We start from the raw sequence: 25040 nt of genomic DNA on the forward strand, positions 1-25040 counted from the left end.
CCGCCTGCCTACTGTGGTTCTGCTGGCAGAACGCCAGATCTTGCACCGCTGCAACGGTTTTCGACATCGCCCGATGGCTCGCACTGCCGTCGGGTGACGGCGCCTCGGTTGGCCGCGTCGTGACCGTGCGCGTAGCTGCACGCGTCTTTGCTTGCCGCGCTCACGTGGCGATCCTAGACGTCGGGCCTCGCATGGTGCTCAGGGGCTTGCCGCCACCGGCGGCTTCGCCGCGCACACGCCGTTGCGCGACGGCGCGTCCAGCATCAGGCACAGGCCGTTGGCGTCACGGTCGTATCGCTTGGCCGCCCAACCGGGCCACGCCGGTTTCCCGTTCCAGCTGACCAGCGTCCAGCCATCGTGGGGATTGCCCTGGATCTCGACGATGCCGGTGTTGGGCAGCGGGTCGAAAAGCAGGAGCAACTGTTCGGGGTTTGTGACGGTCGTCATCGTCCCGATGCCGATGTCGAATTCGCTGGAGAACGCGACCTCTCTGATCCTGCCGTCGGACGCGCGGACCGGGTTGGCCAACGCGCTGCCGTACATCCTTGCGAGCATGTCGTTGAAGCCGCTCGCGGTCGTCGCCGCGTTGCCGGACATCGTCTGGAGCGCGCCGCTGAAACGCCTGTGGAACTCGTACCCGTTGGGGTCGGCCGAGCCCGGCGCGAGCATCGGCACGACGCGCAGCCCGAGCAACCACGCGACCGGTGCCAGCAGGTACGCCAGCCCCGCCAGGCTGAACTGCGGCATCCCGTTGAAGATGCCCGCGTCGATCTCGTTGAGCCCGGGCAGCACCTGCACATTCATCCCCAACGCCGCCGCCAACGGCGCCGCGGTCTGCTGCGTCCTGATCAACTGCGACGCGAAGATCGCGGCGACCGGGCCCTTCGCCGCGAGCACATTGGCGACGTCCTGCGCCTGTTGTTGGCCAAGCGCGGTGAGCGCGGCCCCGGGCACCGCCGTATCGATCACCCTCGCGGCGTTGGCCACCGACTGCCCGTGGCGCACCAAATCGATCACGATCGACTCGTCGGCCGACGCCCGCGCCGATGCGAGGCACAGCAGGACGGCCGAAAGCAGCACGGCGCCAAGGCGACCGAGGTGCGTCGTCAGCAACGGAGGCGGGCGGGGCCGGCGCCGTACCCGAGCGGCGCGGGCCGCACGGCGGAGAAAATGGGGGTGAGGCGGCGAATGGTCGTTCTCCGTTCTCTCAGCCACTCGTTGGCGGGATTCCGCACAACGTAGGCCCTGTGGCAGGAGTAAAGTATCCGGGTGTTTCCAGGCGGCGCCGCAACAACTTTCGCAGTCCGACACCATGTTGTGACTGTGTCGTTATGGCCCATTGATCGAGCCAGAGTCGTTGGAAGTCAAACAGATTGGAACAGCTTGATTGGATAGCTTGTGACACAAGACGATCCGGCCGCCGCGGTCCTGGTGTTCACGCACGGGCGGACCTACGGCCCGTTGCGGGGGTTGCGCGCCCACCGCATCGCCGGCGAACCCGACCTCGACGCCGCGATAGGCCCCTTCCCGCGCCTGGTCGTGGTGGGCGCCGACGCCGACCTGGCGGCGGTGCTGACCCGGCTGCTGCGCGCGGAGCGGCTCGACGTCGAGGTGGCCTACGTGCCGCGGCGGCGCACCCGGGCGACCCGGATCTATCGCCTGCCCGCTGCGCGCCGGGCGGCGCGCCGGGCCGTCCGCGGTTCCGCGCAACGGGTGACGCTGATCCGCGACGAGACCGGCTCGGTGGTCGTCGGGCGCGCCGCCTGGGTGCCGCCGGACGGCGAGCGGGTGATCCACGGCGAGGCGGTCGTCGACGACACCACGTTGTTCGACGGCGACGCCGCCGGCGTGCTCGTCGAGCCGACGCTGGCCATGCCCGGCCTGCGGGCCTCGCTCCAGGGGCGCTGGCGCCGGTGGGTCACCGGCCGCGCGGCCCAGCTCGGCAGCACGGGCGTCGTCGTGCTGCGCGACGGCGTCCCCGCCCCCCGGCCCGGCCGCCGCTCGGCGTTCTACCGCAACATCGAGGGCTGGCTGCTGGTCCGATAGTTTCGTGCGGTGAGCTTCCCCTCGCCCCAACGCGAATCGGTCCGGCCCAGCCCGATCTTTTTGGCCCTGCTCGGGTTGACGGCGGTCGGTGGTGGACTGGCCTGGCAGGCCGGCTACAGCGCGCGGCCGCTCGCCTATGTCGGGGTGTTCATCTTCGTGATCGCCGGCTGGCTGGTGTCGCTGTGCCTGCACGAGTTCGGGCACGCGGTCACCGCCTGGCGGTTCGGCGACCACGACGCGGCCGTGCGCGGGTACCTGACGCTGGATCCCCGCCGCTACGCCCATCCGGCGCTGTCGCTCGTGCTGCCGTTGGTGATCGTCGCGCTGGGCGGGATCGGCCTGCCCGGGGCGGCGGTCTACGTGCGGACGTGGTTCATGACGCCGGCCCGTCGCACGCTGGTCAGCCTGGCCGGGCCGGCGGCCAACCTGGTGCTGGCGGCGCTGTTGCTGGCGCTGATCCGGTTGTTCTTCGACCCGACGCACGTGGTGCTGTGGGCCGCGGTGGCGTTCCTGGGATTCCTTCAGCTCACCGCCGTCGTGCTGAACCTGCTGCCCATCCCCGGGCTGGACGGCTACGACGCCCTGGAACCGCACCTGAACCCCGAGACGCAGCGCGCACTGGCCCCGGCCAAGCAATGGGGCTTCGTCATCCTGCTGTTCCTGCTCCTGGCGCCGGTGCTCAACCACTGGTTCTTCGGGATCGTGTTGTCGCTGTTCGACCTGTCCGGCGTGCCGGACGTGCTGGTGAGCTGGGGCAACGGGCTGACCCGCTTCTGGAGCCGCTGGTTCTGACCCTTGCCATATATGCGTCGTCACGCATATATTTCCGGACATGGGCGCCGGCCACAATCACACCCCGGCCGAGACGGACGACGCTCGGCTGATCCCGCGCATGGTCACCGCCGCGGCGATCCTGGCGGCGTTCTTCGTCGTGGAACTGGCGACCTCGCTGCTGATCAACTCGATCGCGCTGCTGGCCGACGCCGGCCACATGCTGACCGACGTGGTCGCCGTGTTCATGGGGCTGGCCGCCGTCACGCTGGCCCGCCGCGGCAGCTCGTCGCCGGCCCGCACGTATGGCTGGCATCGCGCCGAGGTATTCACCGCCGTCGCGAACGCGGGCCTGCTGATCGGGGTGGCGGCGTTCATCCTCTACGAGGCCGTCCGGCGGCTCAGCGAGGCGCCCGCCGTCCCGGGCGTGCCGATGATCGTCGTCGCGCTGGCCGGGCTGGCCGCCAACTTCGCCGTCGCGCTGCTGCTGCGGTCCCACTCGTCGGGGAGCCTGGCCGTCAAGGGCGCCTACATGGAGGTCGTCGCCGACACCGTCGGCAGCCTGGGCGTGCTGATCGCAGGCATGGTCACCGTGACGACGCACTGGCCCTACGCCGACGTGGTGGTTGCCGTGCTCGTCGCGCTCTGGGTGCTGCCCCGGGCGATCGCGCTCGCACGCGACGCGCTGCGGATCCTTTCCGAATCGTCACCGACCCACATCGACGTCGAGGAGCTGCGCAGCGCCCTCGGCGCCGTCGACGGCGTGACCGGGGTGCACGACCTGCACGTGTGGACGCTGTCGCCGGGCAAAGACATGTGCACGGCGCACCTGACCAGCACCGGGGACCCCGCCCGGGTCCTGCATGACGCGCGGGCGGTGCTATCGGCCCGCGGGCTGGAACACGCCACCGTTCAGATCGACTGCCCCGACGACACCGATTGCTCGGAAAGCTTTTAAGGCGTTACAGCCCAAGCGCTTTGCGCGCCTCGGGGTCGCAGTCGTCGAGCAGGTCCAGGCACCGTGCGTACTCGTCGGTTTCGCCGATCGTGTCGGCGGCGCGCGCCAGCGCGGCCACACAGCGCAGGAAGCCGCGGTTGGGCTCGTGCGAATACGGGACGGGGCCAAAACCCTTCCAGCCGTTCCGGCGCAGCTGGTCCAGGCCGCGGTGATAGCCGGTGCGGGCGTACGCGTACGCGGTAATGGCCTGGTCGTCGGCCAGCGCCTGCTCGGCCAGCGCCGCCCAGGCCAGCGACGCCGTCGGATGCGCGGCGGCGACGATGCCCGGCTTCTCGCCGGCCAGCAGTTCCGCCTCGGTGTCGGGGTCCCCGGGCAGCAGGATCGGGTCGGGCCCTAGCAGATCCTTCATCGGCGTCATGGCTCTATTCTGCAGCTCGCCCGTTTTGCCCGCAGGACGCACCTCGGCCATCGCCCCGGGCCGGGGTCTCGGTCGCTAAGCTCTGCAACTACCCCACTCGACAGCGGGAGGACAGTAGTACTCATGCCCAACCCATCCGAGCCCGACCGCGGCGGCCCGCCGAACCGGCCCGGGTTCGATCCACGCGAGTCTCGCAACGATCCGAGCGACGAGTGGGGGGCCGAATCCGGCCCCGAAGCCGGCTTCGAGACCGGTGACGACGCCACCGAGAGCGTGCCCATGGTCCCCAACGACGCCGAGACCGAGACCGTGGTGATCAACAAACCCGATCCGCGCAGCGGTCCCCAGGAAGTGCCGGAGGCACCGCAGCGCGAGCGTCGCTTCACCGCCCCGGGGTTTGACGCGAAAGAGACCACGATCATCTCCACCACCCCGGAGCCCGCCACCGAGGTCTTCGCCACGCCGGGACAGGACGGGACCGCGCAGTTCGGGGCCCCGCCCAAAGCCGCTGTCCCGCAATCGATCCCACCCCGGCTCGGCGGGAAGCTGCGCACGTCCAGGCAATTCAACTGGGGGTGGATACTGGCGATCGTCGTGATCGTGCTGGCGCTGGCGGCGATCGCGATCCTGGGCACGGTGCTGCTTACCCGGGGCAAACACACCGGCGTCTCGCAGGAAGACCAGGTCCGGCACACCATCGGCAACTTCGACGTCGCGATTCAGCGGGGCGACCTGACCACGCTGCGCACCATCACCTGCGGCACCACCCGCGACGGCTACGCCGATTACGACGAACGTTCCTGGGACGAAACGTACCGGCGGGTCTCGGCGGCCAAGCAGTATCCGGTGATCGCCAGCATCGACCAGGTCGTCGTCAACGGCCAGCACGCCGAGGCCAACGTCACCACGTTCATGGCCTACGACCCGCAGGTGCGCTCCACCCGCAGCCTGGACCTGCAGTACCGCGACGACCAGTGGAAGATCTGCCAGTCCGCCAGCGGCTGACCCGCTAGCCCGCCCCTGCCCGCCGAACGTGGAGTTGTTGCGCGAAATGGGGCGGATTCAGCCGCAGAAGTCGACGCTCGACGGGGTCAGGCGATCGACGTTCCGGCGCAGTGCAGGTCCGTGCACGCCTGGACCACCCGCTCGGACATCGACGCCTCGGCCTTCTTGAGGTAGCTGCGGGGGTCGTAGGCCTTCTTGGCCCCGACGTCGCCGTCGACCTTCAGCACGCCGTCGTAGTTGGTGAACATGTGGCCGGCGATCGGGCGGGTGAACGCGTACTGCGTGTCGGTGTCGACGTTCATCTTCACCACGCCGTAACGCAGGGCCTCCTCGATCTCCGACTTCTCGGATCCGGAGCCGCCGTGAAAGACGAAGTCGAACGGTTTCGTGTCGTCGGGCAACCCGAGCTTGGCCGCCGCCACCTTCTGGCCATGGGCCAGGATGTCGGGGCGCAGCTTGACGTTGCCGGGCTTGTACACGCCGTGCACGTTGCCGAACGTGGCGGCCAGCAGATACTTGCCGTGCTCGCCGTGGCCCAGCGCGTCGATGGTCTTCTCGAAGTCCTCCGGCGTGGTGTAGAGCTTGTCGTTGATCTCGTTGGCGACGCCGTCCTCTTCCCCGCCCACCACGCCGATCTCGATCTCGAGGATGATCTTGGCGGCCGACGCCTCGGTGAGCAGTTCCCGGGCGATCGCCAGGTTCTCGTCGATCGGCACCGCCGACCCGTCCCACATGTGTGATCCGAACAACGGCTCGCCGCCCCTGCTGACCCGCTCGGCCGAGATCGACAGCAGCGGGCGGACGTAGGTGTCGAGCTTGTCCTGGGGGCAATGGTCGGTGTGGAGCGCGACGTTGATCGGGTACCTGGCCGCGATGGATCGGGTGAACTCGGCCAGCGCCACCGCCCCGGCGACCATGTCCTTGATTCCGAGGCCGGACGCGAATTCGGCTCCGCCGGTGGAGAATTGGATGATTCCGTCGCTGCCGGCATCGGCGAAGCCCTTGAGGGCGGCGTTCACCGTCTCCGACGAGGTGCAGTTGATCGCGGGGAAGGCGTACGAGTGCTCCTTGGCGCGGCGCAGCATCTCGGCGTAGACCTCGGGCGTGGCGATGGGCATGGCAACTCCCTTCTGCCCCTTCTGCGGCCGGGTCCACCCAGTATCGTCCAGGTCGGCGGGCGGCTCACCGCGGGCCGGTATGTTGATGGATCATGAGTACCGCCGTGACGGCCCTGCCCGCCATCCTCGACCCGATGTATTGGTTGGGCGCCGACGGCGTCTTCGGGTCGGCGGTGCTGCCCGGGATCCTGGTCATCGTCTTCATCGAGACCGGGCTGCTGTTTCCGTTGCTGCCCGGCGAGTCGCTGCTGTTCACCGGCGGTCTGCTGGCCGCGCATCCGCACCCACCGGTCAGCATCTGGGTGCTGGCGCCGTGCGTCGCCACGGTCGCGGTCCTGGGCGATCAGACCGGATATTTCATCGGGCGGCGGATCGGGCCCGCGCTGTTCAAGAAGGAAGACTCGCGGTTCTTCAAGAAGCACTACGTGACCGAGTCACACGCGTTCTTCGAGAAGTACGGGCCCTGGGCGATCATCCTGGCCCGGTTCGCGCCGTTCGTGCGGACGTTCGTCCCGGTGATCGCCGGGGTGTCCTACATGCGCTATCCGCTGTTCTTGGGGTTCGACATCGTCGGCGGCATCGCCTGGGGCGGCGGCGCGACCCTCGCGGGCTACTTCTTGGGCAACGTGCCGTTCGTGCACCACAACCTGGAAAAGATCATCCTCGCCATCCTGTTCGTGTCGATGATCCCGGCGTTCATCGCTGCCTGGCGCGGCTATCGGGGCCGCCGCCGCGTGACGGAGACCGCCGACAGGGAACCCGAGAAGCTGCCGGCCTCCGAGTAGCGGCCCGCGCGCGGCTCAGACCGCGACGGTGAAATCGCAGCCGGTCTTGGCGCGGACGTCCTCGACCGTCACCCCGGGATGCAGTTCCGTGAGCACCAGCCCCTGCCCCGGCTCGACGTCGAAGACGCACAGGTTGGTGATGATCATGTCGACGACGCCCTTGCCGGTCAGCGGCAACGTGCATTGCTTGAGGATTTTCGGGCTGCCGTCTTTCGCGGTGTGGTCCATGACGACGATCACCCGCTTGACACCCGACACGAGATCCATTGCGCCGCCGGGCCCTTTGACCATCTTGCCGGGCACCATCCAGTTGGCCAGGTCGCCGTTCTCGGCCACCTCGAGCGCGCCCAGGATCGACAGGTCGATGTGGCCGCCGCGGATCATCGCGAAGGAGTCGGCGCTGCTGAAAAAGCTGGAGCCGGGCAGGCTCGTGATGGTCTGCTTGCCGGCGTTGATGAGATCGGGGTCCACGCTGTCCTCGCTCGGGTAGGCCCCGATGCCGAGCAAGCCGTTCTCCGACTGCAGCGTGACGTTGATGTCGTCGGGAATGAAGTTGGCCACCAACGTCGGGATGCCGATGCCCAGGTTCACGTAGTAGCCGTCGCGCAATTCGCGGGCCGCGCGCTGGGCCATGAGCTCGCGAATAGGGCTGTCGTTCTTCAGCGCTGCGCCGCCGCTGGTGGTGCGGAACTCGATGCGCTTCTCGTAGCCGGTGCCCTCGATGATGCGGTCCACGTAGATGCCGGGGGTGTGGATCAGGTCCGGATCCAGCTCGCCGACCTCGACCAGCTCCTCGACCTCGGCCACCGTGACCGCCGCGCAGGTGGCGATCATGGGGTTGAAGTTGCGCGCCGTCTTGCGGTAGACGAGGTTGCCCGCCGTGTCGCCCTTCCACGCCTTGACGAGCGCCACGTCCGCCCGGATGCCTTCTTCCAGAACGTATTCCGTACCGTCGAAGACCCGGGTGTCCTTGCCCTCGGCGAGATTGGTGCCGTAGGCCGTGCGCGTGTAGAACCCGGGTATGCCGGCGCCGCCGGCCCGCAGCTTCTCCGCCAGCGTGCCCTGGGGCGTGAGCGCGAGGTCGAGCTCGCCGGCCAGCACCTGCCGCTCGAACTCCTTGTTCTCCCCCACATAGGAGGCGATCACCTTCTTCACCTGCCTGCCCTTGAGCAGCAGGCCCATGCCGAAATCGTCTACGCCGGCGTTGTTTCCGACGATGGTGAGATCCTTGATGCCGCTGTCCACCAGGGCCCGGATCAGCTTCTCCGGGATGCCGCACAGGCCGAAGCCGCCGGCGGCGATGGTGATGCCGTCCTTCAGCAGGCCGTGCAGCGCCGACTCCGCGTCGGGGTGGACTTTCTTCACAGGGCGCTCCTGTCCTCGTGCGACGATTCGGCGGAGACGTTACAGGCGGCCTCCATGAGCATCCACCCCGACAGCTGCACCGACAGGTCCCGCTCGGCGACCTCGGAGGCCATCACCGCGCCCTCGACGAACTCCGCCTCTTTGCCGTCCGCGGTGGGCACCTGGGCGTCGCGATCCCAGAACGGGCCGAACACCGGCAGCCCGTCCACCGTCTGGCGGTAGTCCCACGCCGACTTCCCGCTGGCCAGCACGATCTGGCGGGCGGTGTCGCGGGCCATCGCGTCCTCCGGCGAATCCCCCGGCAGCGTGGTCGCCACCAGCGCCAGGTAGCGGGCGGTCACACCGGCGAACAGGCCGCCGTCGCCGCCGCCGGTGCCGACCAGCACGCCCGCCGGGGCCATGTGCTCGCGCACCGCCGCGACCAGCCGATGCACCCGCGCGGCGTGCCGGGCCCTCACCTCCACCCCGGCGCGGGCGGCCAGCTCGGTCTCGAGCCCCAGCACCACGCCCTGGCAGTACGTGTACTGCGCGCGCACCAGCGACCCCGCCTTGATGCCGTCGAACACCAGGTGCGTCTCGGGGTCGATGAGCGTCGCCTCGATCCAATTCGCCATCTGCTCGGCACGTTTCAGGTGATCGCCGTACCGGGCGAGGAAGATCCCCGCGGGGCCGTTGGCGGGGGCGTTGAAGAACTTGTCCTGCTTGCGCCAGGGGATGCCGCCGCCGTCCTCGGGCGACCACGCCGTCAGGAATTGGTTCGCCAGCTTGGGCAACGCTTTTCGGCGCTCGACGCCGGCGATGCGCGCGGCACGTTCGAGCGCCAGCGCCAGCCAGGCCATGTCGTCGTAGTAGTTGTTGATCCACGAGAAGTTGTTGCGCAGCCGGTGCGAACGGACCTGCCGGTTGATCTCGGTGTGCCGGTGGGGCTGGGGATCACGCTGCTGGGCGTCGATGAGGCAGTCCAGCAGATGCGCCTGCCACCAGTAGTGCCAGGTCCCGAACAGCCGGTCTTTGCGCTGCGCCGGCCAGGCCACCACCCCGAGCTGTGTGGCGGGTAGACCCCACAGCCGCTTCAGGTGCCGTTGTGTGACAGCGGCTTCGCAGCTGGCCGCCCGGTTGGCCCATAGCTGATCCATACCTGCCGATCCTGCCCCATGCGTGTGAGCGCGCGGCGTCGAGTGTGAACGCAGGGCTTTCGGTGTGCATGTGCGGCGGCGACACGCCGAGCTGGCCCGCCGTCAGCGCACAATCAACGCCGCCGGTTCACACTCAACGCGCCCGGCGGGTGTCACCAGGCGCGGGACAGGTCGGCGTGCTGCTCCACCCAGGTGTGCATGGCGATCCCGGCGGCGACGCCGGCGTTGATGCTGCGCGTCGAGCCGAACTGGGCGATCGACACCGTCAGGGTCGCGCCGCTGCGGGTGTCGTCGGTGATGCCGGGCCCCTCCTGACCGAACACCAGCAGGCACTCGCGCGGCAGCGCGGTCTCCTCGAGCCGCGCCGCGCCCGGGACGTTGTCGACGGCGACGACGGTCAGGCCGGCGTCCGCCGCGAAGTCGAGCAGCTCGGCGGTGCTGTCGTGGTGGCACAGCCGCTGATAGCGGTCGGTCACCATGGCCCCGCGGCGATTCCACCGCCGCCGCCCCACGATGTGCACGGTGTGCACGGCGAAGGCGTTGGCGGTGCGCACCACCGAACCGATGTTGGCGTCGTGACCGAAGTTCTCGATCGCCACGTGCAGCGGATGGCGTCGCCGGTCGATGTCGGCGACGATGGCTTCCCGGGTCCAGTACCGGTAGGCGTCGACGACGTTGCGAGTGTCGCCCTCGCGCAACAGGATCGGGTCATACCGCGGGTCGTCGGGTGGTTCGCCCGGCCACGGCCCGACGCCGGCGGGCGGGGTCGCGGACCATTCGGTGGGCCCGGGTCCGCTCATCGCTGGGTCCACACCCCGGCGTGCGTGCCGTCAATGGCCAGCGTCGCGTAGAGCAGCGCGTCGTTGATCTCCCCCTGGGTGCACAGCGAGGCGTTGACATGCACCGCGTCCAGCGACGCGTCGGGCAGGATCAGCACCGACGAGCCGTAGGTCGCGCAGGCGGGGTTGAGTCCCGGGGCGGGCAGCGTCGGCGAGGCCAGCAACATCATCGGGCCGCCGCGCTTGGCGGACTCGTCGCGGTAGCGGGCCGCGATGGCGGTGGCCTCCAACCCGAGCAGCATGTAGCCGTTGCCGGTGAACGCCCCCGGATCACCCAGTTGCGCCTTGGTCACCGGTTTGCCGTCGGCCCGCCACGCCGTGAGGCTGGCGGTCTTGACCGCCAGCCCGCCGCTGTCGTTGGGGTTGGTCGGCAGGAGGCCGACCGGGAAGGCGACCGGGTAGGCCGACGAGCTGTTCGGGATGCGGTCGCGCGGCGAGTAGCCGTAGATGCCGCGGACCTGACTCCGATCCTTCAGCGGCCCAAGGCAAACCGTGCCGGTGAGCCGGTCGGGCGGCGCGGACAGCGTCGCGCGAATGTCGTGCACGCCGGTCTTCGCGTTCTCGCAGCTGCCCAGGCCGTCGGCCTCCATGGGGTGGGCCAGCGCGCCGTACAGGCCGAAGCGGATGTCCTCGGGTTTGGCGTGCGGGTCCTTGGTCGAGGCGGGACTCGCGTCGACGTCCACCAGCACATAGTCGCCATCCCAGCGCAGGTTCGACACGGACATGTTCCAGCCCAGCAGCACCAGCGATTCGCCGAGCCGCGCGCCCTGGGCCCCGTAGGGCGCGGCGGCGGGGTTGGTCGATGAGCAGCCGGCCAGGCAGAGCGCCAGGCACGCGGCGATCGCAAGGATGGTCCGCATTGAATTAGCGCCCCGGGGTCGGACCAGAACGCATCGGCCACGCGGGCCACATGCGGCACAGCAGTCCCCGCCGGAAGGGAGTGGCGAATTGCCCACCTCCGAGCGACAAGTCGGGCGCCTGCGCGCCTCGACGCCGTTGTCGCTGGGAGGCGGGCACCACGCACATCGCCCCGGCCAGGGACCGCTGCGGCGGATGTGGCAATCGGTGCATCGAAAAAGCCGGCACCTAGCCCAGCCCCAGCTCGGCCAGTCCCAGCACGCTGCGGTACGGCAGCCCCTCGGCCTCGATGGCCTCGGCGGCGCCGGTGGCGCGGTCCACCACGGTGGCCACTCCCAGCACCTCGCCGCCCGCGTCCTGCACGGCGCGCACCGCGGTGAGCGCCGAGTTGCCGGTGGTGCTGGTGTCCTCGACCACCAGCACCCGCTGCCCGGAGACCTCGGAGCCTTCGATAAGTCGTTGCAGCCCATGGGCTTTGGCGGACTTGCGCACAACGAAAGCGTCGATGGGCCGGCCCGGCGCGTGCATGATGGCGGTGGCCACCGGGTCGGCGCCCAGGGTCAGCCCGCCCACCACCGCGTAGTCCCAGTCGCTGGTCAGCTCGCGCATCAGCTTGCCGATCAGCGCCGACGCACGATGGTGCAGGGTCGCCCGGCGCAGGTCGACGTAGTAGTCGGCCTCCTTGCCGGACGACAGCGTGACCCGGCCGTGCACCACCGCCAGGCGGCGCACCAGTTCGGCCAGCTCCTCGCGCTCAGGTTCGGCCACGGCCACCACCGACTCGTTTGGTGACCGCCCGCATCAGGGTCCGCGGGATCATCCGCTCGGCGGCGATGATCGCCTTGTACTGCAGACCCGGGATGCTGATCACCTTGCCGCGGGCGATGTCGGCGAGGCTCTGGCTGACCACGTCGTCGACCTCGAGCCACATGAACGACGGCGACTTGGACATGTCGATGCCGGCGCGGGCGTGAAATTCGGTGCGCACGTAGCCCGGGCACACGGCGTGCACCGAAACCCCGGTGCCCTGCAGCCCGACGGACAAGCCTTCGCTGAACGAGATCACCCACGCCTTGGACGCCGAATACGTCGAGCCCCGCCCGGGCACCAGCCCGGCGACGCTGGCGATGTTGATGACCGTGCCGGCGCCCGCGTCGAGCATGCCCGGCAGCGCCGCCCGGGTCAGGTGCATGACCGCGGTGACGTTGACGTCGAGCTGGGATTGCAGCACGGCGGGGTCGGTGGACCAGAAGTCGCCGGACGTCGCGAAGCCGGCGTTGTTCACCAGGACGCGCACTCCGGCGGCGAGGCGATCGGACACCCGTTGCCGGTCGGCCGCATCGCCCAAGTCGGCGGGGAGAACCTCGACGTCGCCTGCGGTGCTCTTCAATTCGTCCGCCAGCCGGTTCAACCGATCGGCGTCGCGGGCGACCAGCACCAGGTCGTAGCCGTCGCGGGCGAAGCGTCGCGCGTACCCGGCGCCGATCCCGGAGGTGGGCCCGGTGATCAGGGCGACGGGGCGGGGCATGAGCGCCATCCTAGTTACGGCGGCCCCACCGGCCTCCCGGCTACCCGCCGTCAGCGCTGATAGTTGGTGGCCTGGTGGCCGTTGCGCCCGGTCGGGGGCGGGCGGCGCAGCGTATCGGGGCGCGGCTCCGGTCGCGGCTGGTCGCGGCGCACCGGCTCGGCCGCGCGGCGGCCCGGCGCGGCGTCGGGCCCGAGCAGGCCGGCCACATCCTGCTGCGCGCGCCGGGGCGGCAGCTCGGCGCGGCCCGCCGGCGCCAACGGGCGGCTCGGCGACGCGTTGCGCGGTCCCGCCGGTGCCCCGGACTCCTGCGGGGTCTCCTCCGGCAGCGGCGGCAGCACTCGCAACAGGTCGTTGAACTGCCGCACGGTGCGCAGACCCTCGTCCCACTCGGTGCGGGTGCTGGTGATCGGCATGGCGACCAGCGTCCAGTTCTGCTCGTTCCACATGATCTCGGCGGAATCCGGCGCGGTGTGGGCGAAGGTGACCATGCGGCGGTCGCAGGCCCGGCGGGCGGCGTCCAGGTTGGTCGAGTACACCATCCGCGGCCCGATCGCGCCCAGCAGCCAAATGTCGCTCTCCCGTGGCTCTTTGAGCCCCTTGAGCCGCAGGTCCACCACGACGTTGGTGCCCACCTTGCGGTGCAGCGCGATCACCGTGGCGACCTCTTCGAGGTCGAAGATGTAGACCGCCTCGCCTCGGATCTGGCCCAGCACCACGTTCTGCGCGGTCACGTCACCCACCGTCGACATCACGCCGCGCTTCCAGCGCTTGAGGATGTCGGCCGATTCCCGCTCGTAGTCGAATCCGTGCGACCGCGCCCACGACTTACGGCGCCTGCTGCGTCCGCGCCGACGGTCGACATCGACGTACAGCAGCACCCCCGCGCCGACAAAGCACAGCGCGGAGAGCGTGAACCAGAGGGGGACCATCCAAAACAGCGTATCTGCTATTGGCCCGGAACACAGAAGGCGACCAGGTCACAACCCAATCACAGGATGCATTGCGGCCCGGGCGGGCGTCAGCGCCGGCGGGCGAAGTACTTCTTGGAGTCCTCGGCCGCGGCCCGCAGTTCGGGTTCTGCCTGGAACTTCGGCTCGAATTTCGCCCACGCCGCCTCCCGCTTGGCCGGGAAGTACTCCGTCGGCCAGTACGGATGCTGCTGCGGGCTGTAGTCGCGCAGCAGGCGCCGGGCGACGGTGGCCTTGTGGACCTCGTCGGCGCCGTCGGCCAGCCCCATCGTCGGCGCGCTCGCATACATCGCCTGCAGCGGCGTCAGGTCGGTGGTTCCGAGCGACCCGAGGATGTGCAGGGCGTTGTACGACACGTCGCGCAGCACCTTGGCCATCGTGAACTTGACCGTCGCGATGTCGGTGCGGGCCTCCTTGGTGCTGGAATTGTCGATCTTCCACGCCGTTTCGAGCACCAGCAGCCGCAGCATGCGGATCGCGGCGTAGGAGTCGGCGATCTTCTCCTGCACCATCTGATGCTCCGCGATGACCTTGCCGTGCGACTCCCGCGACAGCGCCCGCTCGCACATCATGTCGAACGCGAGCCGGCACTGGGCGATGGTGCGCATCGCGTGGTGGATGCGGCCGCCGCCGAGCCGACGCTGGGCCAGAGTCTTGGCGCCGTCCTCGGGGCCGAGCAGGTGGTCGAGCGGAACCCGGACGTCGTTGTAGATGATGTGGTTGTGGTTGCGCGGCTCCGGCTGGATCTCGACGCCCGGGGTGCGGCGCGGCACGACGAACATGCCGTTGGTGCACATCACGAAGAGGATGTCGGCCACCCGTCCCGCCGAGGTGAACCACTTCTCGCCGTTGATGACCCACTCGTCGCCGTCGCGCACGGCGTGGGTCTTGAACAGGCTGGGGTCGGATCCGCCCTGTGGCTCGGTCATCGAATACGCCGAGAACATGTCCTGGTTGAGCAGCGGCTCGAGCCACCGCTTCTTCTGCTCCTCGGTGCCGAACGCGGCGAGCATCTCCATGTTGCCGGTGTCGGGTGCGGCGGCGCCGAACATCTGCGGGGCCTGGGAGTAGCGGCCGATGACCTCGTTCAGTAGCGCCAGCTTGAGCTGACCGAAACCGGGGCCACCCAACTCCTCGTCGAGGAAGATCGCCCACAGCCCCTGGTCCTTGATCTGCTGTTGCAGACCGCGCACGTAGGCCTTCACCCGGGGATCGGGCGAGCGCACCGCGTAGGGGAACACGAAGTCCAGCGGCTCGATCTCCTCACGGCAAAAATCCTCGACCCAGTCGAGCTTCGCCTGGAAATCCGGCTCGGTGCTGAAGTCCCACGCCATGTTGGCCTCCGATCTGCCGTCGGTGGGACGCTACCAATGCGCGTCCAAACGCCGAACGTCGACTTGTTGGGCGGTTTCGGGGGAAAGCACCACAACAAGTCGACGTTCGAGCGCGGCTCAGCCCAGGATCAGGGAGTCGCCGTCGGGGCTGACGTTCACCGGCACGGTGTCGCCGTCGTGCACGTCGCCGGCCAGCAACAGCTTGGCCAGCTGGTCGCCGATGGCCTGTTGCACCAGCCGGCGCAGCGGCCGCGCGCCGTAGACCGGGTCGAATCCCCGATGCGCCAGCCACTGCTTGGCCGGCAGCGACACCTCGAGGGTGAGGCGGCGCTGCGCCAGCCGCTTCTGCAGCTGCGCCAGCTGGATGTCGACGATGGCCACCAGCTCACCGGGCTCCAGGCCGGCGAAGACGATGACGTCGTCGAGCCGGTTGATGAACTCCGGCTTGAACGCCGAGCGCACCGCGGCCATCACCTGCTCCTCGGTGCCACCCGAGCCCAGGTTGGACGTCAGGATCAGGATGGTGTTGCGGAAGTCGACCGTGCGGCCCTGCCCGTCGGTGAGCCGGCCCTCGTCGAGCACCTGCAACAGCACGTCGAACACGTCCGGGTGCGCCTTCTCGATCTCGTCGAACAGGATCACCGTGTACGGACGCCGCCGCACCGCCTCGGTCAGCTGACCGCCCTGGTCGTAGCCGATGTAGCCGGGAGGGGCGCCGACCAGCCGGGCCACCGAGTGCTTCTCGCCGTACTCGCTCATGTCGATGCGGACCATCGCGCGCTCGTCGTCGAACAGGAACTCCGCCAGCGCCTTGGCCAGCTCGGTCTTACCGACACCGGTCGGGCCCAGGAACATGAACGAACCGGTCGGCCGGTTGGGGTCGGCGACGCCGGCGCGGGCGCGCCGCACGGCGTCGGACACCGCCGTCACCGCCTTGCGCTGCCCGATGACGCGCTTGCCCAGCTCGTCTTCCATGCGCAGCAGTTTGGCGGTCTCGCCCTCGAGCATCCGTCCGGCCGGGATGCCCGTCCATGCCGACACCACGTCGGCGATGTCGTCGGGGCCGACCTCCTCCTTGAGCATCACGTTCTCGCGGGCCTCGGCCTGCGGAAGCGCGGCGTCGAGTTTCTTCTCGACCTCGGGGATGCGGCCGTAGCGCAGCTCGGCGGCCTTGGCCAGGTCGCCGTCGCGCTCGGCGCGCTCGGACTCCCCGCGCAGCGCCTCGAGCTGTTCCTTGAGCTCGCGCACCACGTCGATCGCATTCTTCTCGTTCTGCCAGCGCGTGGTGAGCTCGGCGAGCTTCTCCTTCTGGTCGGCCAGCTCGGAGCGCAGCTTCTCCAGCCGCTCCTTGGACGCCTCGTCCTCTTCTTTGGCCAGCGCCATCTCCTCGATCTCGAGGCGGCGCACCAGGCGCTCGACCTCGTCGATCTCGACGGGCCGCGAGTCGATCTCCATCTTCAGCCGGCTGGCGGCCTCGTCGACCAGGTCGATGGCCTTGTCCGGCAGGAAGCGCGCGGTGATGTAGCGGTCGGACAGCGTCGCCGCGGCCACCAGGGCCGAGTCGGTGATGCGCACGCCGTGGTGCACCTCGTAGCGGTCCTTGAGCCCGCGCAGGATGCCGACGGTGTCCTCCACCGACGGCTCCCCGACCAGCACCTGCTGGAAGCGGCGCTCCAGCGCGGCGTCCTTCTCGATGTACTTGCGGTACTCGTCGAGCGTGGTGGCGCCGACCAGGCGCAGCTCGCCGCGGGCCAGCATCGGCTTGATCATGTTGCCGGCGTCCATCGCCCCCTCGCCGGTTGCGCCGGCGCCGACGATGGTGTGCAGCTCGTCGATGAAGGTGATGATCTGCCCGGCGGAGTTCTTGATGTCGTCGAGGACGGCCTTGAGGCGTTCCTCGAACTCGCCGCGATACTTCGCGCCGGCGACCATCGAGCCGAGGTCCAGGCTGATGACGGTCTTGTCGCGCAGGCTCTCCGGCACGTCGCCGGCGACGATGCGCTGGGCCAGACCCTCCACGATCGCGGTCTTGCCGACGCCGGGCTCGCCGATCAGCACCGGGTTGTTCTTGGTGCGCCGGCTCAACACCTGCACGACGCGGCGAATCTCGTTGTCACGCCCGATAACCGGGTCGAGCTTGCCCTCGCGGGCGCGCGCGGTCAGGTCGGTCGAGTACTTCTCCAGCGCCTGATAGGTGGCCTCGGGGTCGGCGCTGGTGACCCGGGCGCTGCCGCGGACCTTGACGAACGCCTCCCGCAACGCCTGCGGCGACGCGCCGTGCCCGGTGAGCAGCTTGGCGACGTCGGAGTCGCCGGTGGCAAGGCCGACCATCAGGTGTTCGGTGGAGACGTATTCGTCGTCCATCTCGGTGGCCAGTTGCTGGGCGGTGGTGATGGCGGCCAGCGACTCGCGCGAGAGCTGCGGCTGCGAGCTGGCGCCGCTGGCCTGCGGCAGCCGCTCGAGCAGGCGCTCGGCTTCGGCGCGGATGGTGGCGGGCGCGACCCCCACGGCCTCCAGCAGCGGCGCGGCGATGCCGTCCGCCTGGGTCAGCAACGCCATCAGCAGGTGGGCGGGCCGGATCTCCGGGTTACCGGCGGCCGAGGCCGCCTGCAGCGCCGAGGTCAGCGCCGCCTGGGTCTTGGTGGTCGGGTTGAAAGAGTCCACGACGCCTCCATTCGGGTCGAAAGGGAGCTGGCAAAAATGCTTGTCTGCTTGTTCAACGTCGTCAATGTTGAGTCTGTTCCGCTCAACTCTACCGAGTTTTGGGCACTACGCCGTACGGGGTACCCCCGTAGCGATGACGCAGACGATGCAACACCCCGACCAGGCCGCCGACCCCGCCCGAACCCCGCGCCGGGGCAGGAGCTTATGGCTGGCCGCCCTCGCCGGAGTGGCGGTCGTGGGCCTTGTCTCGGTCGGCCTGCATACCGACCTCGCCCACGGCAGCCAGTCCAGTGAGGTGCCCGACGCCGGGACGCTGCAGGTGAGCGGCGCCGGTACGACGAAGACGCTGCCCTGCCACGCCGGCTACCTGTCGGTGAGCGGAAAGAACAACACGATCACCCTCACCGGCCACTGCACCAGCGTCACCGTCTCCGGCAACGACAATCGCGTCGCGGTCGACAGCACGGACGCGCTGAGCGCATCCGGAGCCGGCAACGTCGTTGTCTACCACTGGGGTTCACCCAAGATCGTCAGCGCCGGGACCGCCAACGTCGTCCGGCAGGGCTGAATCCACGGAATCCGAGCCTAGAATCGGGGCCCGTGAGCCTCGAGGACGTCCAAGCGCTGGCCGTGCTGCGCGACGCCTTCGAACCGGACGGCGCGGGCCGCTCGGGCTCCCAGGGTGATTCCGGCGAGCTGGTGCACCGCTTCTACACCCATTGGTTCGCCCTCGACGCCTCGGTGCGCGATCTCTTCCCACCCGAAATGAGTGCCCAGCGCGCCGCTTTCGGCCACGCGATGCACTGGGTGTACGGCGAACTGGTCGCGCGGCGCGCGCGGGAGCCGGTGGCGTTTTTGGCCCAACTCGGGCGGGACCACCGCAAATACGGTGTGCTGCCGCACCATTACGACACCCTGGGCCGCGCATTGCTGGCGACGCTGCGCTCGCATCTGGGTGCGGCCTGGACCGGCGCGGTCGACGACGCGGCCAGGCAGTCGCTGAACCTGATCATCGGGGTGATGAGCGGCGCCGCGGACGCTGAGGAGGGACCCGCCTGGTGGGACGGCACCGTCATCGAACACCTGCGGGTGTCGCGGGACCTGGCGGTCGTTCGGCTGCAGCTCGACCAGCCGATGCACTACCACCCCGGGCAATACGTCAACGCCCATGTGCCGCAATGCCCGCGCCGCTGGCGATATCTGAGCCCCGCCATTCCCGCCGATCCCGGCGGCGGGATCGAGTTCCACGTGCGCCTGGTGCCCGGCGGCCTGGTCAGCACCGCGATCGTCAACGAAACCCGCATCGGCGACCGGTGGCGGCTGTCCAGCCCACACGGCGGCCTGGGCGTCGACCGAGACGGCGGCGACGTGCTGATGGTCGCCGGCAGCACGGGCCTGGCGCCGCTGCGGGCGCTCATCATGGACCTGTCCCGCTACGCGGTCAACCCGCGGATACATCTGTTCTTCGGCGCGCGCTACCGCTGCGAACTCTACGACCTGCCCACCCTGTGGCAGGTCGCGTCGCACAACCCGTGGCTGTCGGTGTCGCCGGTCTCGGAGTACAGCGCCGACCCGGCGTGGGCCGCCGACTATCCCGACGTCACGCCGCCGCGGGGCCTGCACGTGCACCAGATCGGCCGGCTGCCCGACGTGGTGACCAAGTACGGCGGCTGGGGCGACCGTCAGATCCTGATCTGCGGCGGGCCGGCGATGGTCAGCGCCACCAAGTCCGCGCTGCTCGCCAAAGGCGCTCCGCCCGAACGCATTCAGCACGATCCGCTCTGGAGGTAGCCATGCACGTCGTCACCCTGCGCGATCCTTCGTCGCCACTGGTTGCCCAGTTCGTTCCGGACGCGGGGATGATCGGCACGTCGCTGCGCGACGCCGGCGCGGAGTTGCTCGGCCAACGTCGCGGTCTGGACGCCTATGTCAGCGACGGCAAGACGATGGGCATCCCGATCCTGTATCCGTGGGCAAACCGGTTGGGCGCGAACACCTATACCGCGCAGGGCGCGACGGTGGACCTGACGCCGGGTGAGAACGGGGTGCGCGCCGACCCCAACGGGTTGCCGATCCACGGCGTCCTGGCCGCCTATCCCGGTTGGCGGGTGACGGACGAGTCCCCGAACGAGCTGACCGCTCTGGTGGATTTCGGTGCCGATCCACGACTGCTGGCCAGCTTCCCGTACCCGCATGTGCTGACAGTGACCGCGCGACTGGCCGATCGCACCCTGACGGTGCGGAGCACCGTCGCCGCCACCGGCGACTCGGCGGTGCCGCTGTGCTTCGGGTTTCATCCCTACCTGCAGCTGCTGGGCGTGGCCCGCGGTGACTGGGTCGTCGAGACGCCGGCGCTGCGGCACCTCGGTCTCGACGACAAGGGGCTGCCCACCGGAGAGTCCGAGCTGCAGCCGGCAGGTGAAGAGGCGTTGCGCAACAAGGCCTTTGACGATGCCTACGACGACGTCACCGAGGGCGCGGTGTTCGCGGTGTCCGGGGGCGGACGCCGCATCGAGGTGCATTTCGAGCGGGGCTATTCGGCGGCGCAGATCTTCGCGCCGCCGGTCGACGATCCGTCCAAGGCCATCATCTGTTTCGAGCCGATGGCCGCACCGACCGACGCGCTGCGCCGCGGCGGCTATCGCTGCGCTGCGCCGGGTGAGCCGGTGGTGACGCAGTTTTCGATCCGGGTGCGATCACAGTGACCACCTGGGTCACCGCAGTCGCTGTCTGCTGATCACCAGGAGCATGCGAAAAGCGCTAGCACATGCGCTAGCGCTTTTGCGAATGTTGTGTGCTCCGGAGACAGGAACCCTTGGGGCGCAAAACAAACTTCCCGACGATTAACGCCCCCGGCGCGGCTGCCACACCACCAGCGCGGTGCTCTTGGGCACCACCGCCACGTCGCGGCGCTGGCTGGCGCGCAACTGCGCCAATTCCTCGTTCAACTCTTTGATCCGCGCCTGCAGGGCCTCGACCTGGTTGGTCAGCTCGATGATCCGCTTGATGCCGGCGAGGTTGACCCCCTCGTCCTGCGAGAGCCGCTGCACCTCACGCAGCAGGTCGACGTCGTGCTCCGAATAGCGGCGTCCCCCACCGGAAGTGCGGCGCGGGCTGACCAGGCCGAGGCGGTCGTAGGTGCGCAGGGTTTGGGCGTGCATGCCGGCCAGCTCGGCGGCGACCGAGATCAGGAACGTTCGGGCATCCTCATTTCGTGAATTACTCGAGCCCTTGGCCATCAGCGATTACCCGCCCATCCTGCCCGGGGGTCAAACCCGCTGGAGCGCTCGGCGGCGGCGTATGCCTCCAGCGCCTCCTGGGCCGCGCCCTCCAGATTCGGTGGCACGGCGACCTTTACGGTGACCAGCAGGTCCCCGTTGCCGCCGCTGCGCTTGGGCACACCGCGTCCGCGCACCCGCAGGATGCGGCCGTCGGAAGTTCCCTTGGGCACCCGGACACCGACTTTGCCGTCCAGCGTGGGCACCGAAATGGTTGAGCCCAAGGCCAATTCGGTGAAGCTGACGGGAACGGTGACGGTCAGGTCGTCGCCGTCGCGGCCGAACACCTTGTCCGGGCGCACGTGCACCGTCACGTACAGGTCGCCCGAAGGCGCGCCGCGCAGACCGGCCTCACCCTGGCCGGGCAGCCGGATGCGCTGTCCGTCCTCGACGCCGGGCGGGATGCGCACGTTGATGGTGCGGGTCCGGGTGGTGACCCCGGTGCCCTTGCACTCCTCGCAGGGGTGCTCGATGATCGAGCCGCTGCCCCGGCAATCGGTGCAGGGCTCGGAGAAACCGAACGCGCCCTGGTTGCGGTTGATCACGCCGGAGCCGTTGCAGGTGGGACACACCTTCGGGCTGGTGCCCGGCCGCGCGCCGCTGCCATGGCAGTTGGTGCACGGCGCCGGGCTGGTCAGCCGCAGCGGCATCGCCACACCCTTGGCGGCCTCGACGAATTCCAGCTGGGTTTCGGTCTCGAGGTCGTTGCCGCGGCGCGGCCGGCTGGGCCGGCCGCCGGCGCCGCGCCCGAACAATCCGCCGAACAGGTCGCCGATGTTGGTGCCGCCGCTGCGGCCGGCGGCGTCGAACAGATCGTTGAGGTTGAACTCCGCCCCGTCGCCGCCGACGTTGAAGCCACCGAAGCCGCCGGTATCGAACCGGCGCCCGCCAAAACCGCCGCCGGCGAACAGCCTTCGGGTTTCGTCGTATTCCTTGCGCTTGGCCGGATCGGACAACACGTTGTGCGCCTCCGACACGGCTTTGAATCGTTCACCGGCGGCGGGATTGTCCGGGTTGGCGTCCGGGTGCAGATCGCGCGCCAGTTTGCGGTAGGCGCGTTTGATCTCTTCGGGACTGGCGTCAGAGGAGACGCCCAGCTCCTTGTAGAAGTCTTTTTCGACCCATTCACGCTGGGCCATGTCGCGTCACCCCCTCACCTGTGGCGTTGCGTTGTGCTGATTGTGTGGTCTAGTCACCGGACGTGCCGGCGTTATCGTCCGATTCGACCGGCGCGGTTTCCTCAGCCTCACCGGCCGAGGCCGATTCGTCGCCTTCGTCGTCGACCGTGTCGACGACGCCGACCATGGCGTGGCGCAGGATTTGATCGCCGAGCTTGTAGCCCTGCCGCATGACGGTGCCGATCACCGGTCGAGATCCGTCGCCCTCGTGCTGGACGGCTTCGTGCAGCACCGGGTCGAAGTCCTCGCCCTCCTCGCCGAACGCCGTCAGGCCGAGCCCGGTCAGCGCGCCCTCCAGCTTGTCGGCCACCGCCTTCAGCGGGCCCGACTCGAGGTCGCCGTGCTTGCGCGCCCGGTCGAGATCGTCGAGCACGCCCAGCAATTGGTTGACGACGGCGGCCTTGGCCCGGTCCGCCGCGGCCTGCTGGTCGCGCAGCGCCCGCTTGCGGTAGTTCGCGAAGTCGGCCTGCACGCGTTGCAGATCGGCGGTCAGCTCGGCGAGCTTGCCCTCGCCCTGAACCGCCGGCTCGTCGGCCGGGGCCGGCCCTCCCGGCGTATCGCCGGGAGGGGCCTGCCGTACTTCACCGGTCTCAGGATCGATTCGCCGCTTGTCGGTGACGGTCACCTGTTCCTGTGGGTTTCCTTCTGTCACTTGGACTCCCGGTCGTCGTCGACCACCTCCGCGTCCACGACGTCGTCAGCGGAGCCAGCCTGCCCGCCACCGGTCGCGTCGGCCTGTTCGCCCGCGGCCTGGGTGGCCTCGTAGATGGCCTGCCCGAGCGCCTGCGACTCCTGGCCCAGCTTCTCCATCGCCGACTTGATCGCGGTGATGTCGGTGCCGCCCAGGGCCGTCTTGGCCTCGGCGATCGCGGCGTCGACCTTGGACAGCGTGTCCTCGGGAACCTTCGACCCGCCCTCGGCTTCGCGCTGGTCCTTGACGAACTTCTCCGTCTGGTAGACCAGCGATTCGGCCTGGTTGCGGACGTCGGCCTCCTCGCGACGCTGGCGGTCCTCCTCGGCGTGCGCCTCGGCGTCCTTGATCATCCGGTCGATCTCCTCCTTGGACAGGCCGGAGCCCTCCTGGATTTTGATCGTGTTCTCCTTGCCGGTGCCCTTGTCCTTGGCCGTGACGTGCACGATGCCGTTGGCGTCGATGTCGAAGGTGACCTCGATCTGCGGGACGCCGCGGGGCGCCGGCGGGATGCCGGTCAGCTCGAAGGAGCCGAGCAGCTTGTTGTGCGAAGCGATTTCGCGCTCACCCTGGTACACCTGGATCTGCACGGACGGCTGGTTGTCATCGGCCGTGGTGAAGGTCTCCGACCGCTTGGTCGGGATGGTGGTGTTGCGCTCGATGAGCTTGGTCATCACGCCACCCTTGGTCTCGATACCCAAGCTCAGCGGCGTAACGTCAAGCAGCAGAACGTCTTTCACCTCGCCCTTCAACACGCCAGCCTGAAGAGCGGCACCCACGGCCACCACCTCGTCGGGGTTGACACCCTTGTTGGGCTCCTTGCCGCCGGTGAGCTCCTTGACCAGTTCGGTCACCGCGGGCATCCGGGTGGAACCACCCACCAGGACCACGTGGTCGATCTCGGAGACCGAGATGCCGGCGTCCTTGATCACGGACTGGAAGGGCTGACGGGTGCGGTCCAGCAGATCCTGTGTGATGCGCTGGAATTCGGCGCGCGTGAGCTGCTCGTCGAGGAACAGCGGGTTCTTGTCCGCGTCGACGGTGATGTAAGGCAGGTTGATCGAGGTGCTCTGCGAACTCGAGAGTTCGATCTTGGCCTTCTCCGCGGCCTCACGCAGCCGCTGCATCGCCATCTTGTCCTTGGTCAGGTCAATTCCGCTGGTGCCCTTGAACTTGTCGACGAGCCAGTCGACGACACGGTCGTCCCAGTCGTCCCCACCGAGGTGGTTGTCACCGCTGGTGGCGCGGACCTCGACCACGCCCTCGCCGATCTCGAGCAACGACACGTCGAACGTGCCGCCACCGAGGTCGAAGACCAGGATGGTCTGCTCCTTCTCGCCCTTGTCCAGGCCGTAGGCCAGTGCGGCGGCGGTCGGCTCGTTGACGATGCGCAGGACGTTCAGGCCGGCGATCTGGCCGGCTTCCTTCGTCGCCTGACGCTGGGCGTCGTTGAAGTACGCCGGCACGGTGACCACCGCGTCGGTGACGTCCTCGCCCAGGTATGCCTCGGCGTCGCGCTTCAGCTTCATCAGCACACGGGCGCTGATCTCCTGGGCGGTGTATTTCTTGTCATCGATCTCGATGGACCAGTCGGTGCCCATGTGCCGCTTGACCGAACGGATGGTCCGGTCGACGTTGGTGACCGCCTGGTTCTTGGCGGGCTGGCCGACGAGCACCTCGCCGTTGCGCGCGAACGCGACGATGGACGGGGTGGTCCGCGAGCCCTCGGAGTTGGCGACGACGACGGGGTCACCGCCCTCGAGGACTGCGACGACGGAGTTGGTGGTCCCGAGGTCGATACCGACCGCACGAGCCATAGTGATTCCTCCTGATTGTGTAGAGCTTGTCTGGTGCCACTATGCTGAGTGAACCCCGCTCAAGCCTGCCCCTGAGGGCGATAGGCTGTCAACCCAGTCTTGAGCCTGGTTCACTCAACTTGTCGATCATGTTAACGGCCCGCGGTCCCGTGTTGTTCCCGGGGCCAGCGGTGGCGGCGCACAGTCGCCCCGCGAGTCGGTCACGCGGCGGTAAAGCTTCACCATCGGCGCCGCATCGATAGGCACTCGAGTGCAGCGACTGTCGTCGGAGGGTGGGTAACCT

At 69.0% G+C, this 25040-nt stretch carries 24 protein-coding genes; 8 read left to right on the forward strand and 16 right to left on the reverse strand.

Going from position 1 to position 25040, the window contains the following annotated elements; translation table 11 throughout:
• Nucleotides 1–198: 198 nt before the first annotated feature.
• Nucleotides 199–1113, reverse strand: coding sequence for a histidine phosphatase family protein (locus OCQ_RS23345; RefSeq protein ID WP_014385924.1), 915 nt, complete (start codon nt 1111–1113; stop codon nt 199–201).
• Nucleotides 1114–1398: 285 nt separating this feature from the next.
• On the opposite strand from OCQ_RS23345, the gene OCQ_RS23350 reads away from it, so the two are divergent.
• Genes OCQ_RS23350 through OCQ_RS23360 form a run of 3 tightly spaced genes read left to right on the forward strand, consistent with a single transcriptional unit; the run spans nt 1399 to nt 3775 of the window.
• Nucleotides 1399–2046, forward strand: a complete 648-nt coding sequence (locus OCQ_RS23350; protein WP_014383409.1) for a hypothetical protein — start codon at nt 1399–1401, stop codon at nt 2044–2046.
• A 9-nt stretch (nt 2047–2055) separates the two neighbouring features.
• Nucleotides 2056–2838 carry a site-2 protease family protein gene (locus OCQ_RS23355; RefSeq protein WP_009957199.1) on the forward strand — a complete coding sequence of 261 codons (783 nt, stop codon included), beginning with the start codon at nt 2056–2058 and terminating at the stop codon, nt 2836–2838.
• Nucleotides 2839–2878: 40 nt separating this feature from the next.
• Entirely contained in the window at nt 2879–3775 is an 897-nt protein-coding gene (locus OCQ_RS23360) for a cation diffusion facilitator family transporter (RefSeq protein ID WP_009957198.1), read from the forward strand.
• A gap of 4 nt (nt 3776–3779) precedes the next feature.
• Here OCQ_RS23360 and OCQ_RS23365 read toward each other — a convergent pair whose 3' ends face one another.
• Nucleotides 3780–4193 (reverse strand): DUF3151 domain-containing protein, encoded by a 414-nt coding sequence (locus OCQ_RS23365; RefSeq protein WP_014381301.1) that lies wholly within the window; start codon nt 4191–4193, stop codon nt 3780–3782.
• Nucleotides 4194–4316: 123 nt separating this feature from the next.
• Between OCQ_RS23365 and OCQ_RS23370 the strand changes: the two genes are divergently transcribed.
• Nucleotides 4317–5198 carry an Rv0361 family membrane protein gene (locus OCQ_RS23370; protein ID WP_009957195.1) on the forward strand — a complete coding sequence of 294 codons (882 nt, stop codon included), beginning with the start codon at nt 4317–4319 and terminating at the stop codon, nt 5196–5198.
• 86 nt (nt 5199–5284) lie between these two features.
• Here OCQ_RS23370 and fbaA read toward each other — a convergent pair whose 3' ends face one another.
• Nucleotides 5285–6316, reverse strand: coding sequence for a class II fructose-bisphosphate aldolase (fbaA, locus tag OCQ_RS23375; RefSeq protein WP_014385926.1), 1032 nt, complete (start codon nt 6314–6316; stop codon nt 5285–5287).
• Between the two features lie 92 nt (nt 6317–6408).
• Between fbaA and OCQ_RS23380 the strand changes: the two genes are divergently transcribed.
• Nucleotides 6409–7101, forward strand: a complete 693-nt coding sequence (locus OCQ_RS23380; RefSeq protein ID WP_009957193.1) for a DedA family protein — start codon at nt 6409–6411, stop codon at nt 7099–7101.
• Between the two features lie 15 nt (nt 7102–7116).
• Here OCQ_RS23380 and OCQ_RS27245 read toward each other — a convergent pair whose 3' ends face one another.
• From OCQ_RS27245 to clpB, 9 genes are all read right to left on the reverse strand, one after another.
• The gene (locus tag OCQ_RS27245) at nt 7117–8466 is read right to left on the reverse strand and encodes a 3-oxoacid CoA-transferase (RefSeq protein WP_009957192.1); all 1350 of its coding nucleotides are present in this window, start codon (nt 8464–8466) and stop codon (nt 7117–7119) included.
• Nucleotides 8463–9602, reverse strand: a complete 1140-nt coding sequence (locus tag OCQ_RS23390) for a glycoside hydrolase family 76 protein (RefSeq protein ID WP_009957191.1) — start codon at nt 9600–9602, stop codon at nt 8463–8465. The genes OCQ_RS27245 and OCQ_RS23390 overlap by 4 nt, the downstream gene beginning before the upstream one ends.
• A 152-nt stretch (nt 9603–9754) precedes the next feature.
• Nucleotides 9755–10402 carry a TrmH family RNA methyltransferase gene (locus OCQ_RS23395; RefSeq protein WP_014385927.1) on the reverse strand — a complete coding sequence of 216 codons (648 nt, stop codon included), beginning with the start codon at nt 10400–10402 and terminating at the stop codon, nt 9755–9757.
• Entirely contained in the window at nt 10399–11301 is a 903-nt protein-coding gene (locus tag OCQ_RS23400; protein ID WP_014385928.1) for a hypothetical protein, read from the reverse strand. Before OCQ_RS23400 ends, OCQ_RS23395 begins: the two co-directional genes overlap by 4 nt.
• 226 nt (nt 11302–11527) lie before the next feature.
• Nucleotides 11528–12067, reverse strand: coding sequence for an orotate phosphoribosyltransferase (pyrE, locus tag OCQ_RS23405; protein ID WP_008261506.1), 540 nt, complete (start codon nt 12065–12067; stop codon nt 11528–11530).
• Nucleotides 12054–12827 (reverse strand): SDR family NAD(P)-dependent oxidoreductase, encoded by a 774-nt coding sequence (locus OCQ_RS23410; RefSeq protein ID WP_026071156.1) that lies wholly within the window; start codon nt 12825–12827, stop codon nt 12054–12056. Before OCQ_RS23410 ends, pyrE begins: the two co-directional genes overlap by 14 nt.
• Before the next feature lie 50 nt (nt 12828–12877).
• On the reverse strand, nt 12878–13756 hold the full coding sequence (gene ttfA, locus OCQ_RS23415) for a trehalose monomycolate transport factor TtfA (protein WP_014385929.1): 879 nt from the start codon (nt 13754–13756) through the stop codon (nt 12878–12880).
• A gap of 89 nt (nt 13757–13845) precedes the next feature.
• Nucleotides 13846–15129 (reverse strand): acyl-CoA dehydrogenase family protein, encoded by a 1284-nt coding sequence (locus OCQ_RS23420; protein WP_009954035.1) that lies wholly within the window; start codon nt 15127–15129, stop codon nt 13846–13848.
• A 117-nt stretch (nt 15130–15246) separates the two neighbouring features.
• Complete coding sequence (clpB, locus tag OCQ_RS23425; RefSeq protein WP_008261516.1) at nt 15247–17793, reverse strand: ATP-dependent chaperone ClpB; 2547 nt, start codon at nt 17791–17793, stop codon at nt 15247–15249.
• Nucleotides 17794–17926: 133 nt separating this feature from the next.
• Between clpB and OCQ_RS23430 the strand changes: the two genes are divergently transcribed.
• The 3 genes from OCQ_RS23430 to OCQ_RS23440 are packed head-to-tail and all read left to right on the forward strand — an operon-like array spanning nt 17927 to nt 20498.
• Nucleotides 17927–18361, forward strand: coding sequence for a DUF3060 domain-containing protein (locus OCQ_RS23430; RefSeq protein WP_371286286.1), 435 nt, complete (start codon nt 17927–17929; stop codon nt 18359–18361).
• Between the two features lie 32 nt (nt 18362–18393).
• Entirely contained in the window at nt 18394–19584 is a 1191-nt protein-coding gene (locus OCQ_RS23435; RefSeq protein ID WP_014385931.1) for an FAD-binding oxidoreductase, read from the forward strand.
• A gap of 2 nt (nt 19585–19586) precedes the next feature.
• Nucleotides 19587–20498 carry an aldose 1-epimerase gene (locus OCQ_RS23440; RefSeq protein WP_014385932.1) on the forward strand — a complete coding sequence of 304 codons (912 nt, stop codon included), beginning with the start codon at nt 19587–19589 and terminating at the stop codon, nt 20496–20498.
• A 138-nt stretch (nt 20499–20636) separates the two neighbouring features.
• On the opposite strand, the gene OCQ_RS23445 is transcribed toward OCQ_RS23440, so the two are convergent.
• From OCQ_RS23445 to dnaK, 4 genes are read right to left on the reverse strand one after another with little or no spacing between them, the layout of a single operon-like run.
• Complete coding sequence (locus OCQ_RS23445) at nt 20637–21032, reverse strand: heat shock protein transcriptional repressor HspR (RefSeq protein WP_008261523.1); 396 nt, start codon at nt 21030–21032, stop codon at nt 20637–20639.
• On the reverse strand, nt 21032–22210 hold the full coding sequence (dnaJ, locus tag OCQ_RS23450) for a molecular chaperone DnaJ (RefSeq protein ID WP_008261532.1): 1179 nt from the start codon (nt 22208–22210) through the stop codon (nt 21032–21034). The genes OCQ_RS23445 and dnaJ overlap by 1 nt, the downstream gene beginning before the upstream one ends.
• 49 nt (nt 22211–22259) lie before the next feature.
• On the reverse strand, nt 22260–22901 hold the full coding sequence (grpE, locus tag OCQ_RS23455) for a nucleotide exchange factor GrpE (RefSeq protein WP_014943046.1): 642 nt from the start codon (nt 22899–22901) through the stop codon (nt 22260–22262).
• Nucleotides 22898–24757: a molecular chaperone DnaK gene (gene dnaK / locus OCQ_RS23460; RefSeq protein ID WP_014385934.1), complete on the reverse strand. Its 1860-nt coding sequence runs from the start codon at nt 24755–24757 to the stop codon at nt 22898–22900. The genes grpE and dnaK overlap by 4 nt, the downstream gene beginning before the upstream one ends.
• Nucleotides 24758–25040 lie beyond the last annotated feature (283 nt).

The sequence above is a fragment of the Mycobacterium paraintracellulare genome, assembly GCF_000276825.1.
GTDB lineage: Bacteria > Actinomycetota > Actinomycetes > Mycobacteriales > Mycobacteriaceae > Mycobacterium > Mycobacterium intracellulare.